The sequence below is a fragment of the Gluconobacter sp. Dm-73 genome (assembly GCF_018256215.1).
Taxonomy (GTDB): domain Bacteria; phylum Pseudomonadota; class Alphaproteobacteria; order Acetobacterales; family Acetobacteraceae; genus Gluconobacter; species Gluconobacter cadivus.
Map to the genome: position 1 here is coordinate 164336 of NZ_JAERLW010000002.1, position 20155 is coordinate 184490.

At 59.5% G+C, this 20155-nt stretch carries 19 protein-coding genes and 1 tRNA gene; 14 read left to right on the forward strand and 6 right to left on the reverse strand.

The features are described from left to right. Window positions 1-82 precede the first annotated feature (82 nt). From def to JK176_RS02750, 4 genes are read left to right on the forward strand one after another with little or no spacing between them, the layout of a single operon-like run. A complete protein-coding gene (gene def, locus JK176_RS02735) occupies window positions 83-595 on the forward strand; it encodes a peptide deformylase (protein ID WP_211586394.1) in 513 nt (170 codons plus the stop codon). Further along, window positions 592-1080 carry a MarR family winged helix-turn-helix transcriptional regulator gene (locus JK176_RS02740; protein ID WP_194267780.1) on the forward strand — a complete coding sequence of 163 codons (489 nt, stop codon included), beginning with the start codon at window positions 592-594 and terminating at the stop codon, window positions 1078-1080. The genes def and JK176_RS02740 overlap by 4 nt, the downstream gene beginning before the upstream one ends. Further along, window positions 1077-1775 carry a response regulator gene (locus JK176_RS02745; RefSeq protein ID WP_194267779.1) on the forward strand — a complete coding sequence of 233 codons (699 nt, stop codon included), beginning with the start codon at window positions 1077-1079 and terminating at the stop codon, window positions 1773-1775. The genes JK176_RS02740 and JK176_RS02745 overlap by 4 nt, the downstream gene beginning before the upstream one ends. Then, a complete protein-coding gene (locus JK176_RS02750) occupies window positions 1753-3147 on the forward strand; it encodes an ATP-binding protein (RefSeq protein WP_211586300.1) in 1395 nt (464 codons plus the stop codon). Before JK176_RS02745 ends, JK176_RS02750 begins: the two co-directional genes overlap by 23 nt. A gap of 16 nt (window positions 3148-3163) precedes the next feature. Here the strand turns inward: JK176_RS02750 and JK176_RS02755 are convergent, their stop codons facing one another. Then, complete coding sequence (locus tag JK176_RS02755; RefSeq protein WP_211586301.1) at window positions 3164-3736, reverse strand: outer membrane protein assembly factor BamE; 573 nt, start codon at window positions 3734-3736, stop codon at window positions 3164-3166. A 107-nt stretch (window positions 3737-3843) separates the two neighbouring features. Between JK176_RS02755 and JK176_RS02760 the strand changes: the two genes are divergently transcribed. From JK176_RS02760 to JK176_RS02790, 7 genes are all read left to right on the forward strand, one after another. Continuing rightward, window positions 3844-4425: a DUF177 domain-containing protein gene (locus JK176_RS02760; protein WP_211586302.1), complete on the forward strand. Its 582-nt coding sequence runs from the start codon at window positions 3844-3846 to the stop codon at window positions 4423-4425. 153 nt (window positions 4426-4578) lie between these two features. Next, window positions 4579-4791 carry a 50S ribosomal protein L32 gene (gene rpmF, locus JK176_RS02765; RefSeq protein WP_062026921.1) on the forward strand — a complete coding sequence of 71 codons (213 nt, stop codon included), beginning with the start codon at window positions 4579-4581 and terminating at the stop codon, window positions 4789-4791. 73 nt (window positions 4792-4864) lie between these two features. Next, complete coding sequence (gene plsX, locus JK176_RS02770; RefSeq protein WP_211586303.1) at window positions 4865-5974, forward strand: phosphate acyltransferase PlsX; 1110 nt, start codon at window positions 4865-4867, stop codon at window positions 5972-5974. Window positions 5975-5980: 6 nt separating this feature from the next. Then, window positions 5981-6955, forward strand: a complete 975-nt coding sequence (locus JK176_RS02775) for a beta-ketoacyl-ACP synthase III (protein ID WP_211586304.1) — start codon at window positions 5981-5983, stop codon at window positions 6953-6955. A 72-nt stretch (window positions 6956-7027) separates the two neighbouring features. Then, window positions 7028-7351 carry an integration host factor subunit alpha gene (locus tag JK176_RS02780; RefSeq protein WP_194262106.1) on the forward strand — a complete coding sequence of 108 codons (324 nt, stop codon included), beginning with the start codon at window positions 7028-7030 and terminating at the stop codon, window positions 7349-7351. Further along, window positions 7341-8159 carry a MerR family transcriptional regulator gene (locus JK176_RS02785; protein WP_211586305.1) on the forward strand — a complete coding sequence of 273 codons (819 nt, stop codon included), beginning with the start codon at window positions 7341-7343 and terminating at the stop codon, window positions 8157-8159. The genes JK176_RS02780 and JK176_RS02785 overlap by 11 nt, the downstream gene beginning before the upstream one ends. Window positions 8160-8219: 60 nt before the next feature. Further along, window positions 8220-8296: transfer RNA gene (locus JK176_RS02790), tRNA-Pro, on the forward strand. 22 nt (window positions 8297-8318) lie between these two features. On the opposite strand, the gene JK176_RS02795 is transcribed toward JK176_RS02790, so the two are convergent. From JK176_RS02795 to JK176_RS02805, 3 genes are all read right to left on the reverse strand, one after another. Continuing rightward, window positions 8319-9443, reverse strand: a complete 1125-nt coding sequence (locus JK176_RS02795) for an AI-2E family transporter (protein WP_211586306.1) — start codon at window positions 9441-9443, stop codon at window positions 8319-8321. 123 nt (window positions 9444-9566) lie between these two features. Continuing rightward, a complete protein-coding gene (locus JK176_RS02800; protein WP_211586307.1) occupies window positions 9567-10013 on the reverse strand; it encodes a DUF3574 domain-containing protein in 447 nt (148 codons plus the stop codon). Next, window positions 10010-10852 carry an NUDIX domain-containing protein gene (locus JK176_RS02805; RefSeq protein ID WP_349291893.1) on the reverse strand — a complete coding sequence of 281 codons (843 nt, stop codon included), beginning with the start codon at window positions 10850-10852 and terminating at the stop codon, window positions 10010-10012. The genes JK176_RS02800 and JK176_RS02805 overlap by 4 nt, the downstream gene beginning before the upstream one ends. Before the next feature lie 67 nt (window positions 10853-10919). Here JK176_RS02805 and JK176_RS02810 point away from each other — a divergent pair, with 67 nt between their 5' ends. The 3 genes from JK176_RS02810 to fusA all read left to right on the forward strand — a co-directional run bounded on the left by JK176_RS02810 (window position 10920) and on the right by fusA (window position 15404). Beyond that, entirely contained in the window at window positions 10920-12716 is a 1797-nt protein-coding gene (locus JK176_RS02810; protein WP_211586309.1) for an ABC transporter ATP-binding protein/permease, read from the forward strand. A 113-nt stretch (window positions 12717-12829) separates the two neighbouring features. Then, window positions 12830-13132, forward strand: a complete 303-nt coding sequence (gene rpmB / locus JK176_RS02815; protein ID WP_041110511.1) for a 50S ribosomal protein L28 — start codon at window positions 12830-12832, stop codon at window positions 13130-13132. 169 nt (window positions 13133-13301) lie between these two features. Further along, window positions 13302-15404: an elongation factor G gene (fusA, locus tag JK176_RS02820; protein WP_099286467.1), complete on the forward strand. Its 2103-nt coding sequence runs from the start codon at window positions 13302-13304 to the stop codon at window positions 15402-15404. Window positions 15405-15578: 174 nt separating this feature from the next. Here the strand turns inward: fusA and JK176_RS02825 are convergent, their stop codons facing one another. Beyond that, window positions 15579-17162, reverse strand: coding sequence for a S10 family peptidase (locus JK176_RS02825; RefSeq protein ID WP_211586310.1), 1584 nt, complete (start codon window positions 17160-17162; stop codon window positions 15579-15581). Window positions 17163-17251: 89 nt separating this feature from the next. Continuing rightward, on the reverse strand, window positions 17252-20029 hold the full coding sequence (locus JK176_RS02830) for a phosphoenolpyruvate carboxylase (RefSeq protein ID WP_211586311.1): 2778 nt from the start codon (window positions 20027-20029) through the stop codon (window positions 17252-17254). Window positions 20030-20155 lie beyond the last annotated feature (126 nt).

Here is a 20155-nt window from a genome sequence, read left to right on the forward strand (position 1 = left end):
AATGGATTCTTCGCAAAGCGCACTCTGCGGCCTGCATGTGCGTTCCACCCGATGCAACGCCTGTCTGAAGAAAGAGGATTTCATGGCCCTGCTCAAGATCGCCCGGATGGGCAACCCCGTCCTGCATCAGGTGGCACGGGCCGTTTCCGACCCGAAAGCCCCGGAAATCCAGTCTCTTATCGCAGACATGATGGAAACGATGGCCGATGCGCGCGGGGCGGGGCTGGCAGCGCCTCAGGTCCATCAGCCGCTGCGGATGTTCGTCTATCACGTTCCTGCAAGCCGTGTGGCGACTCCCGAGGAGGCATTGCTGCCCCGCGTTCTCATCAATCCCAAAATCACGCCTCTGGGTGAAGAGATGATGACTTGCACCGAAGGGTGCCTGTCGATTCCGGGGCTGCGGGCTGATGTGCCGCGCTATGCAGCGGTGCGCTATTCGGGGCTGGATCAGGATGGTGTCTTGGTCGAAGGCGAGGCGACGGGGTTTCATGCTAATGTTCTGCAACATGAAAACGACCATCTGAACGGCATTCTCTATCCGCAGCGCATCATTGACTTCGATCGCTTCGGATATGTGGAGGAAACCCTTCGGTGACGGCCAGAACCATGGACATCCCGTCATCCGCGACGGCCCATCTTTATCTGCGGGAAGACCGGATCCGGCAGTCCTATGAGGCCATGATGCTGGCTTGGCGGACCCTGAATGCCGATTGTGAAAGTCTTCTGCGCGAGAAAGGGCTGGGGCCAGCGCATCACCGCATTCTTTTCCTGGCTGCCGCACACCCGGGGATTACCCCGGGCGCGCTTTTGAACAGTCTTGGCATTACCAAACAGTCTCTGGGTCGCGCTCTGGGGGATCTTCGGGATCGCAAACTGCTCGTACAGGAAGAAGACCGTCATGACCGTCGCAGACGTCCCCTGCGTCTGACAGAAGCCGGTGAAGCTCTTGAACGCGAACTGTTCCTTATGATCCGCGAAGTGATGACCCGAGCCTATCGTGAAGCGGGCATGACGGCTGTGGAAGGGTTCCGCCGGGTCCTTGCGCCCCTCCAGACACCAGCCGGGAATCCTGTCCCATGAGTGACGAGCATATTCTGGTCGTTGATGATGATCCGCGCCTTTTGCGGCTACTTCAGCGTTACCTGTCCGAGAACGGTTATCGGGTGAGCACGGCCCTGGATGCTCTGGCGGCCCGCGACGTTCTGCAACGGATTCAGCCCGATGCACTCGTTCTCGACGTGACCATGCCAGGCGAGGACGGTCTGTCCCTGACCAACAGCCTGCGCAAGGAGGGTCTGTCACTTCCCATTCTGCTCCTGACGGCGCGGGGGGAGCCTGCGGACCGGATCGGGGGGCTTGAAGCCGGTGCGGACGACTATCTGGGTAAGCCTTTTGAACCGCGTGAGCTTCTGCTCCGTCTGCGGGCCCATCTTCGACGTGTTGTGCCTGCGTTGCCTGTGGTGGACGAAGTTCCCGACATCCTGCGGCTGGGAGAGCTGGAATTCGATGTCAAACGCGGGCTCCTCAGTGGCCCTCAGGGGGCCGTTCATCTGACGGGAGGAGAATCCGCGCTTCTGGGCGTTCTCACCAGTCAGCCGGGAACGGTTCTGTCGCGTGAAGCCATCGCCAAGGCGCTGGAAATGGACGAGATCGGCGAACGTGCGGTCGATGTTCAAGTCACGCGTCTGCGTCGTCGGATTGAGGTCGATCCCAAGGAACCCCGTTTCCTTCATACCGTGCGGGGCAAGGGTTATGTTCTCAAACCGGGACGCTGATCCAACGGTTGAGCGGGACGAGTCCTGGCAGAAGCTGGACCGCCCGTTAAGGCGTATTCTGCCGCGCTCCCTCATGGGGCGGTCGATGCTGATCGTGCTCATTCCGCTACTGGTGACGCAGGCGATCGCGCTGGGCCTGTTTTACGGAACCTATCTGAACGTCGTCTCTCGCCGCCTGTCAGACGGCGTGACGGGCGAGATTTCGCTAGTCGTGGCCATGATCGAGCACGCCTCATCCCCAGCGGAACAGGAGCTCATCCTGCAGGATGCGTCCTCGCGGACCCAACTGGGCTTCTCATTCCATCCTGCTGAAAAACTCTCCCGCTACGGCACCAATCATGTGCTTGGCCCAATGGATGACGATTTTGCCCGCTCGATCCGGCAGAACCTTGGCCAAGCCTATGATGTGGACTGGTCTGAAGCGCCCCAGACAGTCCGCGCCTCAATCCAGCTTCCGCAGGGTGTGATGGTGGTCATGGTGCCGGTCAAGCGCCTGAATATCGGGCCGATCTGGCTTTTCGTGGTCTGGGCCGTCAGCAGTTCCATTCTCCTGTTCCTGATCGCCGGGCTGTTCATGCGCAATCAGGTGCGCGCCATCCGCCGTCTGGGGCAGGCTGCCGAACTGTTCGGGATGGGAAGGGATGCTGGGCCGATCCGCCCTCAGGGCGCGCGGGAGGTGCGACAGGCTGCTGTTGCGTTCAATCGCATGCAGGCGAGGGTGAACCGCTTTGTGGCGCAACGTACGGCTGTTCTCGCCGGTGTTTCGCACGATCTGCGAACGCCCCTGACCCGACTGCGCCTGACAGTTGCCATGATCCCGACCTTCGGCCCGATCCGCGCAGAGAGCCTCAAGCCGGATCTAGCGGATATGGTCACGGATATCGAGGATATGGAACGTCTGATCGGCAGCTATCTGTCATTTGCGCGAGGAGAAGGGGCCGAGGAGCCCGTCCTGACCGACCTGAGAGGCATGCTGGATGATGTCGCGGCTGCCACGCTGCGTGCGGGAGGACAGGTTCTGGGCGTTGAAGGTCGGGAAGGCGTTGAGGCTGTGGTACGGCCTGACGCATTGCGCCGCGTTTTGACGAATCTGGCAGAAAATGCCCGCCGTCATGGCGGAGCGATGCGGTTCTCCCTGCGCGAAGGAGAGCGGAATATCGAAATTTCTGTGGAGGATAACGGGCCGGGCCTGTCCGCCAGCCGCCGGGCCGCCATTTCGGAACTGAATGGCACGAGTGTCAGTCAGGACGGACAAAGCGGAGGTCTGGGTTTGACAATTGTGCGGGACATCATTCACGCCCATGGCGGGTCCATCCGTTTGACGGACAGTCCGTTGGGAGGTTTGGGCGTTCTGCTCAACCTCCCGAAGTAATTAGGTTTCCAGAAACTTAGGGCAGCGAGTTGCCAGCGCCACCATTGCCGGTGCCCTGACCGCCCATCGGTCCGGTGCTTCCGCCGAACTGGCTGCTCATGCCGCTCATCGGGTTGTAGCGGCCGACATTGCCCAGCAGTTCCTGCAGGATGGACGAACTGGTGCCTGGCGTGGGCGTTTTTGCGCCCACCATACCGACATACATCGCGTTCTTCTTGTTGAGTGTGTCTACCTTGCGCAGGACGCCGCCATTATCGAAATTCAGCACCACGACTTCCTGCTTTTTAACGCTCGGGAAGGTCAGTGGCGTTGGGGACGTGATCATCGAGACGTAGATCCAGGTATTGTCGTCGAAGGTCGCGTGCGCCGTCGGTGAGCCCAGCAGATCGAGAACATCCGTGCGGGTGCTTGTTCCGGGTATGAGCTGTGCGTAATCGGTCTTTTCGATCAGGGAGCCGCGGGGCTCGGGAATCGGTGAAAAGAACGAGCATCCGCCGAGCAGCAGCGGAACACATGCCACTCCCGCCTGTGCGAAACGGCGAAGGACGCGTGTTCTGCTTTGGGGCGTCGGGGAAGATGCGTTATTCATGGATCCGGAAACTATCCTGTGCAAGAGAACCGCTCCACTGAGCGCGTGCCCGAATGGCGCCTGCATGTCAACGATTTCCCCCATAATCCGGGGGCTGGAGTGCCTGAATGTTCCATTCTCCTGAATTTTCCCGACGTATCCTCTTCAACCGGCTGGGATCGGGACTGGACGAGACGATCGAGGCAACGCCCGCAGAGCGGGCAGCCCTCGCGGCCCGTCTGGGTATCCCCGAGATTGAAACCCTGACCTGCCGTTTCCGTCTGACGCCATCGACCAATCGAAGCGTTCTGGCGGAAGGGTATCTTGCCGCAAAGCTTACGCAGGTCTGCGTTATCACCTCGGAACCCTTCAAGGATGTTCTGGCCGAAACCTTCTTTTTAAAATTCATCCCCGCGGAAGAGATGCCGGAAGATGAGTTCGATATCGATTCCATTGATCTGGACGGTCCGGACGAGGTTCCGCATGACGGAAAGGCCCTTGATATCGGCGAGGCTGCAGCGGAGCAGCTTGCCCTGATGCTGGACCCCTATCCTCGTAAACCCGGCGTCGGTCTGGAAAATGCGGTTGACGTGGCGCCCGCAGAAGGGGAAGAAGGGGCAGAGTTGTCTGGCGAAGGACCGGATGGTTCACGCCGTCCCAATCCGTTTTCAGCACTTTCCGCGCTGAAGAACGGGGACAGGAAAGAATAAAATCCCACGTCTGACTTGCGGGTTTCTTCTGGCTCTGCTAGAGCCGCCCGCCTGAACTCGACGTAAATACGAGACGACGAACAACAGGGCACCGGATGCCGCGGGGAGCGGAGCAGGGGTGCCGACACAGAAGCAGAAAGAGGCATAAAAGCCATGGCCGTCCCTAAAAGAAAGACTACGCCGTCCCGTCGTGGCATGCGTCGCAGCCACGACGCCCTGACCGTCGAGGCGCACGCAGAGTGCTCGAACTGTGGCGAACTGAAGCGTCCGCACCACGTTTGCAGCCATTGCGGTCACTATGACGGCCGTGAAGTGGTCGCTGCTGGCAACAGCGGCAAGGGCCTGAAGACCGCCGTCCGCGCCTGATCCCTACCTGCGGGTCCGTCGCCTCCCAGGAGCGCGGCCCCGCATCTGTGATGCTGTCCGGGAAACTGTCTCAATGACCAATGCGCCTGTCACGCCCGAACGTGACGTCGCGGCCTCCGGGCCTTATGCCCTCGCCGTTGATGCAATGGGTGGTGACAGGGCCCCGGATATCGTCCTTGCCGGACTTGATCTGGCAGCCGACCGGCACCCGAAGGCCCGCATTCTCCTGATCGGAGATGAAGCCGTTCTCAGGGCCGCTCTGGCCAAACACCCCAAAGCCGCAAGCCTGTGTGATATCCGTCACTCAGACGCCAGCATTCCCATGGAAATGAAGCCGACATCCGCGTTGCGTGTGCGGGGTTCGTCCATGCGTATGGCCATGGAAGCCGTGGCGGCAGGCGAAGCCCGCGGCGTTGTTTCTGCGGGCAACAGCGGTGCCATGCTGGCGCTTGCGAAAATCATCGTCAAAGCTCTCCCGGGAATTTCCCGACCTGCCATGGCTGCGGTTCAGCCGTCTGCGCGTGGTGATGTCGTGATGCTTGATCTCGGTGCGAACATCGCCTGCGATGCGCGCAATCTGGTTGAGTTTGCGATCATGGGCGAGGCTTTCGCTCAGGCCGCGCTCGGCCTGCCGTCTCCGACAATCGGCCTTCTTAATGTCGGCTCGGAAGAGCTGAAAGGGGATGACCGTTTGCGAGAAGCTTCTGAGCGCCTGAGAGCCAGCCCTCTGGCACCGCAGTTTCATGGCTTTGTCGAAGGACATGATATTACCGCCGGCACGACCGACGTGATCGTGACGGATGGATTTACCGGCAATATCGCGCTGAAAACCGGCGAAGGCGCGCTGAAACTTGCCTTTGGCCTCCTGCGGCGCGTTTTTGAAACCAATCTCCTGACCCGCCTTGGATATCTGCTGGTTAAGCCCGGACTGGAGCGGATGCGGGAATGGATTGACCCGCGTCGCTACAACGGAGCCCTGTTCGTCGGTTTGAATGGCATTGTCGTGAAATCGCATGGTGGGGCGGACGGCGAGAGCTTTGCCGCAGCCGTCGATGTTGCCATGGATGCCGTTACGCACCATCTGAACGACAAGATCCGTGATCGTCTGGAGCAGTTGGGCATGGGAACGTCCGAACCGACTGAGGCCGTGTCCACCAAGGCTGTTCCTGAACCTGTGAGCTGAAAAAATATGTCCGATCCCATTCGTGTCCGTCTGACGGGTGTCGGGGGCTATCTGCCGCGCGACGTCGTAAGCAATGACGATCTTGCCCTGAAATACGGCATCGAGACTTCGGACGAATGGATCAGGACCCGAACCGGTATTGCCCAGCGGCATATTGCTTCCGGTGACGAAACCACGGCCAGCATGGCGGCTGAAGCAGCCCGACAGGCGCTAGACTACGCTGGCGTTGACGCTTCCGAAGTCGATGCGGTTCTGGTCGCCACAGCCACGCCGGATCAGGTTTTCCCTGCTGTGGCTGTGCAGGTTCAGGCTTTGCTCGGCATGACGACGGGTTTCGGCTTCGACCTTAGCGCCGCGTGCTCAGGTTTTGTCTATGCGCTGGCAACGGCACGCGCGTTGATGCAGGCAGGTCAGGCGAAGAAAATCCTTGTGATCGGGAGCGAGGTGTTCTCGCGTCTGCTGGACTGGACAGACCGTTCCACCTGCGTCCTTTTCGGGGATGGTGCGGGTGCGGTTCTGTTGGAAGCCAGTCATGAAGGCGAGGAGGGCATTCTCTCCACTCATCTGCACTCCGATGGCCGGACGGGCGATATTCTTTATGTGGACGGTGCCGCAGGCTGTGTGTCCGCAACGCAGAAACTGCGCATGCAGGGACGGGAGGTGTTCCGCCATGCCGTGGTCAAGCTCTCGCAGGCCGTGGATGAGGCGCTGGCGGCCAATAATCTGACGGGTCAGGATATTCAGTGGATGGTGCCGCATCAGGCTAATCTGCGGATTATCGAAGGTATGGCGAAGAAATTGGCGCTGCCGTCGGATCGGGTCGTCGTGACCGTGGACCGTCATGCCAACACGTCTGCGGCCTCCATTCCGTTGGCCCTGAACGAGGCCGTGCGGGATGGACGGATCCGGAAGGGCGATCTCGTCCTTATGGAGGCATTGGGCGGTGGTCTGACATGGGGATCCGCTCTCGTCCGGATGTAGTCAGTTTCCTGTTTAGAGCAGGTTAATGATTGATTCCTTTGACTGTTCTGAACGTCATGATACGCAAGTGACATGAGCACAGTCACGCGCGCGAATCTTGTCGAGCATCTCTATAGTCGTGTCGGTCTTTCCCGGCACGATTCCTCCATGATTCTCGAGAGCCTTCTGGATGCGATCTCCAACCGGCTCGAGGCGGGCGAATCCGTGAAGCTGAGCGGGTTCGGAACTTTTTCCGTCCGCCAGAAGGGAGAGCGCATCGGACGCAATCCCAAAACGGGCGTGGAAGTCCCCATCCTCCCCAGAGCCGTACTGGTGTTCAGGCCCTCCCAACTGTTGAGGGATCGCATGAACGGCTCCGAGACGGTCGCTGCCGAGGCGTCGTCCCATGACAGGTAAGTCTATGTCCGAAGCCGTCGTGTTGCCGCCGAATGACGATATTCCGGCTGGCGCTGAAAAGGTCAGGAAGGCTCCGGATGCGTACCGGACCATCAGCGAGGTTGCCGAGGAACTGCATATTCCCCAGCACCGTCTGCGCTCATGGGAAACCATCTATCCGGGTGTAAAGCCGTTTCGTGGGGAAAGTGGACGACGCTATTACAGCCCCGAGCATATCGAGACGCTTCGGCTGATTTCAGACCTGCTTTATGTGCAGGGATACAAGGGGCAGGGGGTTCTGCGCGTGCTGCGGGAACGCCGTGCGCAGAAAGCACGGGCGGGTCAGAAGACTGTTGAAGAGGTAGTTCCAGAAGCAGTACCTGAAATTTCAGCAGACTCCGCAGAATGGGTTTCTATGCCCGTCGTTATCGCCGAGCCGACTGAGGACGAGCAGCCATCTGCGGAAGAATCGCTGCTTACGGAGGCTGTCCGCGATGAGAACTTGGATATCGCATCTGCAACCGAAGCTGACGACGAAATCATTTTCCCGGAACTTCCCGCTGAAGCTCACACTGTCATCGTGACTGAGGTTGTTGACATTCCGGCAGAAGAGCAGACGCCCGAAGCCGAAGCCGAAGCCGAAGCCGAAGCCGAAGCCGAAGCCGAAGCCGAAGCTCACGATTCTGCTCTTCTCATAACCCTGCGTGACGAGAACGAGCTTCTGTTCAGCACCCTAGAAAAGACAGAAGCCGAGAACGGTCTGTTGCGGGCGGAACTGCGCGAAATTCTCGAAGAGCTTCAGAATTTGCGAAATCTTCTGCCAGTTTAGTCACAATCCCCCATTGCGGTGAGGGTGGGACACTGCTAAACCACCGCCACCGCAGGACGACGGGCAGTAGCGCAGCCTGGTAGCGCACCAGTCTGGGGGACTGGGGGTCGTGGGTTCGAATCCCGCCTGCCCGACCAGTCCTGCGGTAATAATTCTTCCTTAATATTCAGTGTCTTTTGCATAGATCCCTTTGCGGGGATTTGTCTCTGTCCAGATCGTCCACAGCAGATGCAGGGCGGACATGATGGCCGGACCAAGGAAGAGACCCAGCAGACCCCAGGTCTCAGCACCCCCAAGAATTCCCAGCAGAACCCACAGGAACGGCATTTTTGTGCTGCCACCAATCAGGGCGGGGCGGATAAAATGGTCCGCGATGAAGATCACGACGGAGCCGATGGCGGCTACGACGATCGCTCCGATCATGCTGCTTTTTGCTAGCAGCAGCAGCGCCACCAGCCCAACCGTCGGCCATGCCAGAAACGGGATCATGGCGGCGACAGCCGTCACCATTGCAAACAGCAGGGGCTGGGGTGCGCCCGTCGACATATAGACGATGCCCATGATTGCCCCTTCACCCAGACCGACCAGAACAAGTCCAGCCAGTGTTCCGTGAACTGACGAAATCATCTGTTTGGCGAGGCTTTCTCCCTGCTCACCGAACAGACGCTGTGATCCCAGAAGGCATTTGCGGATGACGCTGTCGCCATCTTTCAGCAGGAAAAACAGTGTCAGGAGCGAAAAGGCGAACAGCGTGCCCCGGCGGGCGAGCTGAGTGCCCACCTGTCTGGTCATCTGCATTCCGTGTCCGACATCGACGGAATGAAGCAGATGGGAAAGGCGTTGGGGGCTGGTCATGTGGTTCTGCCACCAGTTGGTGGCCTGAGTGGCCATAAAGGGCAGACGAGGCACCCATTCCGGCATCGGAATGCCGTTATTGCGGACGTCATCAATCCATTCCAGCGCGCTTCGTGCCTCATCCGCGACTTTCACGCCAACCAGCGAGACAGGCACTAGAAAGATCAGTGCTACGGCCAGGGTGAAGATCATGGGCAGCCAGTCGCTGCGACCGAAGCGCAGTTCAGCGCGGCGGTAGAGCGGCCAGATCGAAATTGCGAACACGCAGCCCCATAGAAGCGCTGGCAGGAAGCCCTTGAGAGTGTAAAGCCCTATCGCCACGAAAAAGAATGCCAGAAAGCCCCGTGCGCGCCGCTGGATCGTTCCCGTGGAGTCTGAGGCCTCTATCGTGATGGTGTCGGGTGCTGAGGGAGAAGAAAGATCTGTCATGGGACTTCCGGAAGAAAAACATGCCTGAACTGTCGTCCCGTGCAGAGCGATCTGCCTTGACGAGAAAAGTCCGGATGAAGAAGGCGTCAAAAGGACCGGGAAACGCTGTTCCGTAGTGCGGAACTATTCCACGGGAAGGCTTTCAAATGAAGAGCAGCCAGACTGTATGCTGAGTCCAACAGCCTGCTGGTTGAAACGTTTTTGATAGATCTGACGAATGGCTCTCAGATGAGCCTGAAGGCTGCGGTCTGAGGAAGGCGCAACGATCCAGACGATTCGTGATCCTTCTTGAATGACCTTGTGACCAGCAGCATCATACCACTGCCCCTGAGCGTCGATCACGGTAAAACCCGCAGGGAAACGCGGCGTGATTTCGCTGTCCACAAACTGCTGCCAGTCCTGCCTTTCGATGACACTGCCATCAGGGCGGGCCAGGCCGAATGCCAGACGGATCTGCAATCCGTCTTTCGCGCCGATTTCCCGACACAGATTGGGTGTGACGCTGACAGGAACAATGCATCCACCCAGCAGAGGCGTCGTCAGAATCAAGGACGCGACTGCTTTTCTCACGCGGCCTGTCCGGAGAGGGCGCGGCGTAAAATGGCGGCGTCGGCGGGATCGAAAAGACCGCGGCGGAGGAAGAGATCGATCAGGACGAGATTGACGTTGAACTTGAAGTCGTCGGTGTCGCGGACCAGTGCCATGACCTCCTGAATGGGCAGAAGGTGGAAGCTTTCCACTTCTCCGTCCTCCGCTATGGGCACGAAGCCCTCGGGGAGCAGCAGATCGTAACAGTGCAGGACGTCGCGCCGTAACCCTTCAGGTCGCTCAAGAGCATAGTGGATCCGACCGACGGCCTGCGCTTTTGCAGCGAGTTCGGCCGGGATCCCGGCTTCCTCCTGCGCTTCCTTGATCACGGTCGTTTGCGGGTCGAGGCCGGCGCTCATGCCCCCCGCGACCAGATGGTCCAGCTTGCCCGGATCGAGGCGCTTGCTCATGCTGCGCCGTGCGACCCAGAGGAAAAGTCCGTCTGCACGCTCGACCAGTCCGTTCAGATGCACGCCCTCCGCCGCAAGCCCCAGAACCGGAATGGCGCCCCGGTCCACCTGTCCGAGAACCACGCCACTGTCGTCGCGCACGTCAAAGGCTTCGTGATGGGAGGCGTAGAGGCCCATCTCGCAGAGCGTGTGGGACAGCGGAAAGAGCTCTGCTCCGGCGCTGACGCCGAATTTTTCCCCTTCGCGAACACCAAGGGTTTCAAGAGCCTGCACCGTGGGCGGACTGAGCCAGCCGATCTGTGAGTCAGCACAAAAGAACGGAGTGCGACCGCCCGGCAGGACAGCGCTGTTGCAGGCTGCGATATGCCGCAGAAACGGCTCAAGGGTGCGGGAGAAAGATTTATTCGACACAGTACGATATGTCGCATGCAGGACAGTTATTTGCAAAGCGCCGTCAGCACTTCCACATACTCAATCCATGCTCAAAAAAACCGATTCGACGTCTGAAGCGCTTTCCCTTCGTGTTTTATGGCCCCTGATCCGACCGGAGAAGCTCTGGCCGGACGCGACGCGCATCGGGTTTGCGCTGCTCATTCTTCTGGTGGAGAGCGCGACTGCAGTTGCAACGCCCTGGCTTTTCAGTCGCATGGTCAGCAGCCTTTCGCGTCCCGAAACTCTTCTGGCCGTCCCGGTCTGGCTGATCGCCCAGTATGCGGTCATCCGCATTATTTCCGGGCTGGCGAGCCCATTGCGGGAATTTCTGGTCAAGCCGGTCGAAACCGATCTTGAACGTCGTGTCGCCGTCCTTGGCTTGCGGCATCTGCATGATCTGAGCGTCCGGTTCCATCTGGACCGGCAAACAGGCTCCCTGACCCGAACGCTCGATCGTGGGGCCGATGCTGTCGGAACACTGCTCTCACTGGCGCTGTTCAACGTTTTGCCCAACGTCATCGAACTCATTATGACTCTGACTGTCATTCTGAAAATCTTCGACTGGCGTTATGTGGCACTGCTTCTGGTGGCGCTGGGGCTGTATTCCACCGTTTCCTATATTTTTACCCGTTTGAGGATGACGGCCCGTCGGGCGCGGAACCGTGCCAGCAATCAGGCCCAGCACCAGCTTGTGGACAGCATTCTCAACTTCGAGACAGTGCGCAGCTTTGCCAATGAAAGCCACGAGATCGAGCGTTACGACGCGGCGCGCAAGGATCTTCGGAAGGCGGAAATCAGCCTTCAGCGTTATGTCAGCCTGTCCCAGATCAGTCGGGGCTTCCTGATAGCCGCGACGACCACCACGCTTCTGGCTATGGCCGCGCATGATATCGTGTTGCATCGTCTCGCGGTGGCCCAGTTTGTTCTGATCGGCAGTTATCTGAGCGGGCTTTATTCATCCGTCGGTGCCCTGAATTATGTCAGTGCAGGCTGGCGCAATGCCCGCGTTGATCTGGAAAACTATCTCGAACTGCTCGCGATCCGGTCCGAAATTCTTCAGGTTCCACACCCTGTGCATCTTGCTGGAAAACTGTCGGAAGCCGGAGCGGCAGCGGTTGCGTTCCGCCATGTCTCTTTCGGCTACAGCCCCGCACGGCAGATCCTGCATGATGTTTCCATCACCGTGCCTGCAGGGACGTCTCTGGCCATTGTCGGCCATACAGGCTCTGGGAAATCTACGCTCGGGCGTCTGCTGACCCGCGCCTATGATCCCACGGAGGGCTCGGTCTGCATTGATGGGCACGACCTGCGTGAGATCGCGCCGACCGACATTCAGAACATTATCGGGACGGTCCCGCAGGATACAGTGCTCTTCAATTCCAGCATTGGCGACAATATTGCCTATGGCGATCTGTCGGCCTCCCGCGAAGACATTGAAAACGCGGCCCGCAGCGCGCAGATCGACGCCTTCATCCGGGAACTGCCTGACGGGTATGAGACTGTTGTCGGGGAGCGTGGGCTGAAGCTCTCAGGGGGCGAGAAACAGCGTGTCGCTATTGCCCGCGTTATCCTCAAAGACCCGCGTATCCTGCTGCTGGACGAGGCCACAAGTGCGCTTGATACCCGCACCGAGGTCGCCATTCAGAAGGAGCTGGCGATCCTCTCTCAGGCGCGCACGACGATCATTGTCGCGCATCGTCTGTCCACCGTGCAGGATGCCGATCTCATCGTCGTGCTTGACGCAGGGCGCGTGGTGGAGCAGGGAAGCCATCTGGAACTGCTGTCCGCAGGTGGCCATTATGCCGCAATGTGGGCCGCGCAGGCCGGGGAAAACGCCGCTTGAACGTCTCCGGGGGTTGACGAAGCCCCCAACCATACGTCATAAGCCGCGCCTGATTTACGGAACACGCCGGGCCTCGCTGTCCTGCGTCATCCAGCATCGAGGAAAGTATCACCATGTCTCGCCGTTGCCAGATCACGGGCAAGGGCGTGCTGACGGGCAACAACGTCAGCCACGCCAATAACAAGTCCCGCCGTCGTTTTCTCCCGAACCTGCAGGAGACCACGCTGATCTCCGATATTCTCGGTGCTTCGGTGCGTATGCGCCTGTCCACCAACGGTATCCGCACGGTTGAGCACAACGGTGGACTGGATTCGTTCCTGCTGGGTACGCCGAACCGCAAGCTTCCGACGGAAGCCCAGGTCATCAAGCGCCGTATCCTGCGCGTTCAGGAACGCAAGGCTGCCCAGACCGCCTGAGGAATCTTTGCCGAACTTTGTTTGGTAATAAGATTGCTCTTGAAAACCATGGCGGTCTGGGTCATTCAGCCGCCACTGGGATAAATCAGGTTCGGTCCTTTCACAGGGCCGCAGCGGAGGTGTTTCGGTCCAGGCTGAAACACCTTTCATTGTATTTTGGAGGTTCTCCGTGTCCGAAAGCGTTCAGGAAGCCAAGTCGGCTCTCTCGAAGATTCGCAACATCGGTATTACCGCGCACATCGATGCCGGTAAGACCACGACGACCGAGCGTATCCTGTATTACACGGGTGTCTCTCACAAGATCGGTGAGGTCCACGAAGGCAACACCACCACCGACTACATGGCGCAGGAGCGTGAGCGTGGCATCACGATCACCTCGGCTGCCGTGACGTGTGAGTGGAACGACCACCGCATCAACATCATCGACACCCCGGGCCACATTGACTTCAACATCGAAGTCAACCGTTCGCTCCGCGTGCTCGATGGCGCGATCTTCGTGATCGAAGGCGTGGCTGGCGTGCAGCCGCAGTCCGAAACGAACTGGCGCCTTGCTGACCGTTACAACGTTCCGCGCGTCATCTTCATCAACAAGCTCGACCGTACCGGCGCCGACTTCTACTACGCTTTCAGCACGCTGAAAGAGAAGCTGGATATCGTGGCCGTTCCGCTGCAGCTCCCGATCGGCGCCGAAGAAAACTTCGTTGGCGTGGTCGATCTGGTCGAGATGCGCGCCATCGTGTGGGAAGGCGGCGAACTCGGCGCCAAGTTCCACTACGAAGAGATCCCGGCTGACCTGAAGGAAAAGGCTGACGAAGCCCGCCAGGTCCTGCTCGACACGGCTCTCGCCGTCGACGACGCAGCCATGGAAGAGTACTTCGAGAAGGGCGACGTGGATGTCGCAACCCTGAAGAAGTGCATCAAGAAGGGTGCGATCTCCGGTGAATTCCGTCCCGTCATGTGCGGTACGGCGTTCAAGAACAAGGGCGTGCAGCCCCTGCTCGACGCGGTCATCGACTACCTGCCGGCTCCTGACGAAGTCGAAGGCATCCGTATTGCTCCGCCGGAAGGTGAAGAAGTCGACGAAGACTTCCTGCCGATCGTTCCGGTCGATCCGGATGGCAAGTTCGCTGGCCTTGCGTTCAAGATCATCTCCGACAAGTACGGCACGCTGACCTTCGTTCGCGTTTATCGTGGCGTCCTGAACTCCGGTGACACCATCCTGAACACGACGAAGGGTCACAAGGAACGCGTCGGCCGCATGTTCCAGATGCACGCCGACAAGCGTCAGGAAGTGAAGTCCGTTGGTGCCGGTGACATCGCCGCATTCGTGGGCCTTAAGGACACCGTCACGGGTGACACGCTTGCCGATGCCTCCGATCCGGTGGTTCTGGAGCGTATGCAGTTCCCGGTTCCGGTGATCGACATCTCCGTCGAGCCGAAGACCAAGGACGGCGTCGAGAAGATGACGCTGGCGCTGCAGAAGCTGACGGCTGAAGATCCGTCCCTGCATCTCAAGACCGATCAGGAAACGGGTCAGACCATCCTGTCCGGCATGGGCGAGCTTCACCTGGACATCATCGTTGACCGTCTGCGTCGTGAATACGGCGTCGATGCCAACATCGGCGCACCGCAGGTGGCTTATCGTGAGACGATCACGCGGCCGCATGTCGAGACCTACACCCACAAGAAGCAGTCTGGTGGTTCGGGTCAGTACGCTGAGGTCAAGATCGAGTTTGCTCCGTCCGACAAGCCGGATGAGATCATCTTCGAGAACAAGGTCGTCGGTGGTACGGTTCCGAAGGAATACATCCCGGCTGTCGAAAAGGGCATCCGCATGCAGAGCACCACGGGTGTTCTCGCCGGCTTCCCGACGGTGGACTTCAAGTTCACGTTGCTCGACGGTAAGTACCATGACGTTGACTCGTCGGCTCTGGCCTTCGAAATTGCCGCCAAGGCCTGCTTCCGTGAAGGCATGAAGAACGCTGGTCCGGTGATCCTCGAGCCGATCATGGACGTGGAAGTCACGACCCCGAACGACCATGTTGGTGACGTTGTGGGCGATCTCAACCGTCGTCGCGGCATCATCCAGAACCAGGAAACCTCTGGTTCGACCGTGATGATCCGTGCACAGGTGCCGCTGAAGGAAATGTTCGGCTACATCTCGCACCTGCGTTCTGCCACGAAGGGCCGTGCGTCCTTCACCATGCAGTTCCACCACTACGAAGCCGTTCCCCGGAACGTGGCCGACGAAATCATCGCGAAGTCCGCCTGATTTTTTCAGCCTGGCTGAAACATCGAACCCCGCCAGAGCAATCTGGCGGGGTTTTTTTGTGTCTGATCTGTTGTCGGGTGAGATCGCTTTCCCGGTTCCTGCGTCTCAGTAACGCATAAAAAAAGCGGCGGAAGGTTTCCCTTCCGCCGCCTTTTCCGCTCCTCCCGTCAGGGATCAGTGCAGATTGTCTGTCCGGCGAATGAAGGCCGCGACATTGTCGTGCAACTGCTGGAGGGTTGCCGGGTCCACATAGACCATGTGGCCGGAAGGATACTGTGCGTATTCAATGTTCTTTTGCAGGCTCTTGGCCATCGGCAGGTGCTTCATCTCGTAAATGCCTTCAAAGTACGGCGTTGCGAGATCGTAGTAGCCCGCGTTGAGCATCACATGCAGGTTCGGGTTGGTCTTCATTGCCATGGCCAGATCGGTCATGACGTTAGGCTCGCCCTTGGGCTGGTAGCCGTGACCGGGCTGACGGTGGTGATTGTCCCAGTGCCCTTGGCTGTTATAGAGGCGATAATCCTCGTCCGTGCCGTATTTGAGCGTATTGCGGACATAGTCGTTGAAGGCTGTAACATAGGCCGAGCTGATGGCGCTGGACTGCGGATCGTAATCCACTTCCTGGCTCATCGGATCGATCGTCGGGCTTGAATAGCGTGTATCCAGACGGCCCGTCGCCATGCCGGTCTTGGCCTGAAGCTGTTGGTCGAACTCGCCGCCATTGACGCGCAGATCCGCCCGCAGGATGTAATCGACGGGCAGGCCCGTATAGTCATGCAGCTTTGCCGCAATCGCCTGACGCTGGTCTTCCGGCAGATCAGCACCCTGACGCAGGGCCAGTGTGTAGTCGGTCATCGCAAAATGCTCGACTTCGTGCAGGAACGCCTTCAGGTCCGGATGTTCGGCGGGCAGGCAGTGGTGATACCACGCTGTTGCCGCATAGGTTGGCAGCGCCAGCACATACGGGTCGTCCATGCCAGCGTTGAACTCCGGGCCATCATCGCTGTTGTCGTAGTTCAGGATCTGCGACAGCAGGATCACGCCGTTGAAGTCGATGTTCTCGTCCTGCTCAAGGTCGTTGATGACCACAGCCGAGCGCATCGTGCCGTAGCTCTCGCCGAACAGGTATTTGGGCGAGTTGTAGCGGTGATATTTGGCGAGGAACTTTGAGATGAAATGCGTGAACGCCTCGCCGTCGCCATCAACGCCCAGAAATTCCTTGGCGGCATCCTTGCCCGCGATCCGCGAAAAACCTGTTCCTGGTGCATCGACGAACACCACGTCCGACACGTCCATCAGAGATTGCGGGTTGTTGATGAGCGCATAAGGGGCAGCGGGCAGATGGGTGTCGCCCGGCGTATTGACGCGACGTGGACCGAACGTGCCCATATGGACCCAGACCGAAGCTGATCCCGGACCGCCATTATACAGGAACGTGATCGGACGCTTTTCCGACGGAACGCCTTCCTTGAAATAGGCGGTGTAGAACATGGACGCGACCGGCGCGTTCTTGCTGTCATCGTCCTTGCCAGCATCAATCTTCGTGCCGCGTTTGGCCAGAACATCGCTGGAATCGTTATAGTCGGCGCCATGAACCAGAATGGTTCCCGCAACGGCCCGGTAAGGGATTGTGGCGCCATTGACCGTCACGGTCCCGTTCGTCACGCTGTCAGCATTGGGTGCCGGTGTGGCGGGACCTGCGGCCAAAGCAGGCACAGCCATCATGGCTGCACCCAGAAGAAGGGCCTTGCGAAGCATGCAGAGGAACTTTCTGTTAAGGTTTGTTACGAGAGCTTTCTAAACGGACGAGGCCGTTACCGACAAGGGTTGCGGCCGCGTATCATTCCTCAGCCGAACGCCCGGTTGGCATGCATGATCGCGATCCCGACCTCCCGCAGTAGCGCAAAACAGTGCGATAGCGGCTCGAAAATCTCCTGATGTTCCCGTGCAAAGCCGCCAGCTTCCGCCGCATCGCCCGGCTCTGCGAAATCGAGATTGGCAACGCTGGGAACGGTGAGGGGGAACAGGTCGTCCAGAAGATGAAGTGCGCGCGGTACATCCAGACAGAGGATGAGGTTCGTGATCGATTCCCGTGTCAGGCTGTTGCGAGGGCCAAAATAGGGAATGCGCGTCGAGAGGCCCCACAGACGGTCGATGAGGGCAAAGCGGATCGCATGGAGCAGCTTTTCACGCGCCGCCATACGCGGTGCATCGGGCCATGCGGCGCGCAGGGCGATGTGGTCCGCCTGAATACGCCGGAACATCGCGGGTCCGCTGGTCCAGAAGCGCAGCAGTTCCAGCCCGTGCGAAATGCTCAGCAGGCTCTGCCGTTCTTCGTCGCTTTGGGCGTTGGCTGCACGATCCAGCCAGGTTCCGGGGTCGAGTTGATGGATCGTTGTCCGCAAAACATCCAGATCGGAATGAGCCAGTGCCTGACGGGCAAAATCCATGGCTTCGCGGAAGCGCGATGATTCTGTTGCGAACTGCTCGAACGTCTCGGGATGGCGTTGCGCCGCATTGCCCAGCCCGTGCAGAACATTCGCCCACCAGCCAAGCTGCTGGAGGATCGCATTGTTGGGGATGGCCCGAAGTTGGCCGGGATGGGTGATGCGCGTCACGGTCGCCGCGTCAGACTGACGGGCGGAGGGGCGGGAGCCCGTCTTGTCGATCAGTGACGGCCCGAATGCGCTGAGCAGGGCCGCATAGCCCGGGTCATCGACCAGCGCACCCATGTCGAGCGCGATGGTGGAGAAGAAGTCCGCTGCGAAGTCCGGGCGCGTATAGACCGGATCTTTCGTGTCCTGCGGAATTTCAGCCGTATGCTCGGCAAGAGTGGCAATCGTGGAGGCCGCAAGAGCCTTCGTTCCGAACAGCGTGTAGCCGTCGCCACCCTGAAACGCGGTTTCAACGCGGCAGCCGATCCCGGCTTCGCGCATGGCCAGTCGTGTGCGGGCCGGGGAGAAATAATCCAGACGCTGACGCAGGCTGAAAGGATGGGCCCCACGTCCGATGCTTTCGCCATGCGTATCGAACAGGGTGAGGGAAACATCCTCCAGCCCATGTTCTGCTAGCAGAGAGAGAGTCCGCATCCGCAGACGCTCGACCAGATTGGTGGCGGCAAGCTGTCCGACATAGCGTCCCGAATCGGAGTAGCCGAACTGAAGCGACAGCCGTCCGTTTGCCTTCAGGTAATCACGCCAGTGGCTTGAACGAAACGCTTCTTCCAGAATGGTCTCGCCATTTTCCAGCGCGCTTTCCGTCTCAAAGAGCGGCGAAATCTCGATCTGGTGGTCTTTGATTCCGAACAGTCGTGCCAGCCAGAGCGTCGCCAGCAGCGTGTAGCCACTTTCCGTCTCGGCGATGAGGAAGCGGATGGGCGATCCTGAATCGATGTGTTTCAGGATCTGCGCCATGGTCATCATTAGCCGCGCGGCTGATGCAGGTTCCACCAGCAGCGACCCGAAATCCACGGCGCGGGGCGTCAGGTCCGACAGAGCCTCGTCGATTTTCGTCAACAGGACGCGTCGGCGCGAGGGAAGGGCGGGGTCATCCGTCAGGCCAAGTCGTGTGCGCGCCACATTATAGATCTGTGCCGCATTCAGTCGGGTATGGATACGCGCGATCCCGAGGCCGTGGCTCATGAAGCCAGCGCGGAGCGTCCGTAGATGCAGCAGACTGTCTTCATCCAGACCGGCGGCGGCATCCTGAAAGAGCGGCAGAAGTTCAGCCGCGTCCAGAAGTGCTTTGTCACGGTGCGAAATCAGCGTCTGGGCAAAATCGCGGATCGTTTCGGGTGCCGCATCCCGTCCGGTCGGGCAGGCGGCGTGCTGTGTTTTGACGGCTTCGATGGCCCGGCGGGTACGCATGGCCAGCGCACTTTCCTGTAGCCCCAGCCGCTCCAGCCCGTCCGTCAGGCGGTGAAGCTGGGAGGACTTCAGCTCAAGCCGGATACGAAGAGTGTCCCACCAGCCGATATCGTTGCGTCCATCCGTATCGAAACCGACCCAGCTTGCCAGAACGACAGGGGCAGGATCGACATGGCTGTTCTCTCCCGACCAGCGCTGGGACATTTCCCGCAGGAGCGCTGTTGTGAGGTCATCAAGCGCATCACGGCCCCGCAGAATGGCTGCCAGTGCGAGAGCCTGCTCCTGTGCCAGTGTCGGCGGACCTGGACGACGATGCGTTTTGAGGCACGGGATCGGCATGTCGGGATTTTCGGCCCGTTGCGTCAGGATGTCATACACACCGTCTGCCAGTGCGAAGGTCGGATGCGCGGTGAAAACCGCGGCAATCTTCGGCACGGTCAGGGACACCGCATCAGGAGCCTGATCCACCAGACGCTTTGCAACGGCTTCGAGACGCTCCTGCGGGGCCGCGTCATCAAGGCCGACATAGGCGCGCAGATGGGCGGCGCGATCGACGAAATGCTCGTCACGCAGGGCACGTACGACATTCCCGATCTCGGTCAGCCGCGTCTTGCACGTCTCCGGATCGTCGTTGGACAGATCCTGCCCGATGGACGCAATCAGGTCTTCAAGACCGTCGCGTTCGTGGAGCAGCCGGGACGTCATCGCGTCAATACGGTCGTGGAGAGACGGATCGAGCCGGGAGGCGCAGTCAGACATCGGGAGCAGTCTCGCTTCTGCGAAAAAAGAAAAATGGACCGAAAAACGGGCCGTAATACTTTTCACGCCCTGCCGCCAAGCGCAACCTTGCTCTGGACGCGACAGCCCGTCAGGATGATGCTATCC

Coding starts and splice junctions, on each gene's coding strand:
- def (WP_211586394.1), top strand. CDS start 83: ATGGCCCTGCTCAAGATCGCCCGGATGGGCAACCCCGTCCTGCATCAG.
- JK176_RS02755 (WP_211586301.1), bottom strand. CDS start 3,736: ATGAATAACGCATCTTCCCCGACGCCCCAAAGCAGAACACGCGTCCTT.
- rpmF (WP_062026921.1), top strand. CDS start 4,579: ATGGCCGTCCCTAAAAGAAAGACTACGCCGTCCCGTCGTGGCATGCGT.
- rpmB (WP_041110511.1), top strand. CDS start 12,830: ATGTCTCGCCGTTGCCAGATCACGGGCAAGGGCGTGCTGACGGGCAAC.
- JK176_RS02780 (WP_194262106.1), top strand. CDS start 7,028: ATGAGCACAGTCACGCGCGCGAATCTTGTCGAGCATCTCTATAGTCGT.
- JK176_RS02750 (WP_211586300.1), top strand. CDS start 1,753: ATGTTCTCAAACCGGGACGCTGATCCAACGGTTGAGCGGGACGAGTCC.
- JK176_RS02775 (WP_211586304.1), top strand. CDS start 5,981: ATGTCCGATCCCATTCGTGTCCGTCTGACGGGTGTCGGGGGCTATCTG.
- JK176_RS02810 (WP_211586309.1), top strand. CDS start 10,920: ATGCTCAAAAAAACCGATTCGACGTCTGAAGCGCTTTCCCTTCGTGTT.
- JK176_RS02825 (WP_211586310.1), bottom strand. CDS start 17,162: ATGCTTCGCAAGGCCCTTCTTCTGGGTGCAGCCATGATGGCTGTGCCT.
- JK176_RS02760 (WP_211586302.1), top strand. CDS start 3,844: ATGTTCCATTCTCCTGAATTTTCCCGACGTATCCTCTTCAACCGGCTG.
- JK176_RS02830 (WP_211586311.1), bottom strand. CDS start 20,029: ATGTCTGACTGCGCCTCCCGGCTCGATCCGTCTCTCCACGACCGTATT.
- JK176_RS02795 (WP_211586306.1), bottom strand. CDS start 9,443: ATGACAGATCTTTCTTCTCCCTCAGCACCCGACACCATCACGATAGAG.
- JK176_RS02745 (WP_194267779.1), top strand. CDS start 1,077: ATGAGTGACGAGCATATTCTGGTCGTTGATGATGATCCGCGCCTTTTG.
- plsX (WP_211586303.1), top strand. CDS start 4,865: ATGACCAATGCGCCTGTCACGCCCGAACGTGACGTCGCGGCCTCCGGG.
- JK176_RS02785 (WP_211586305.1), top strand. CDS start 7,341: ATGACAGGTAAGTCTATGTCCGAAGCCGTCGTGTTGCCGCCGAATGAC.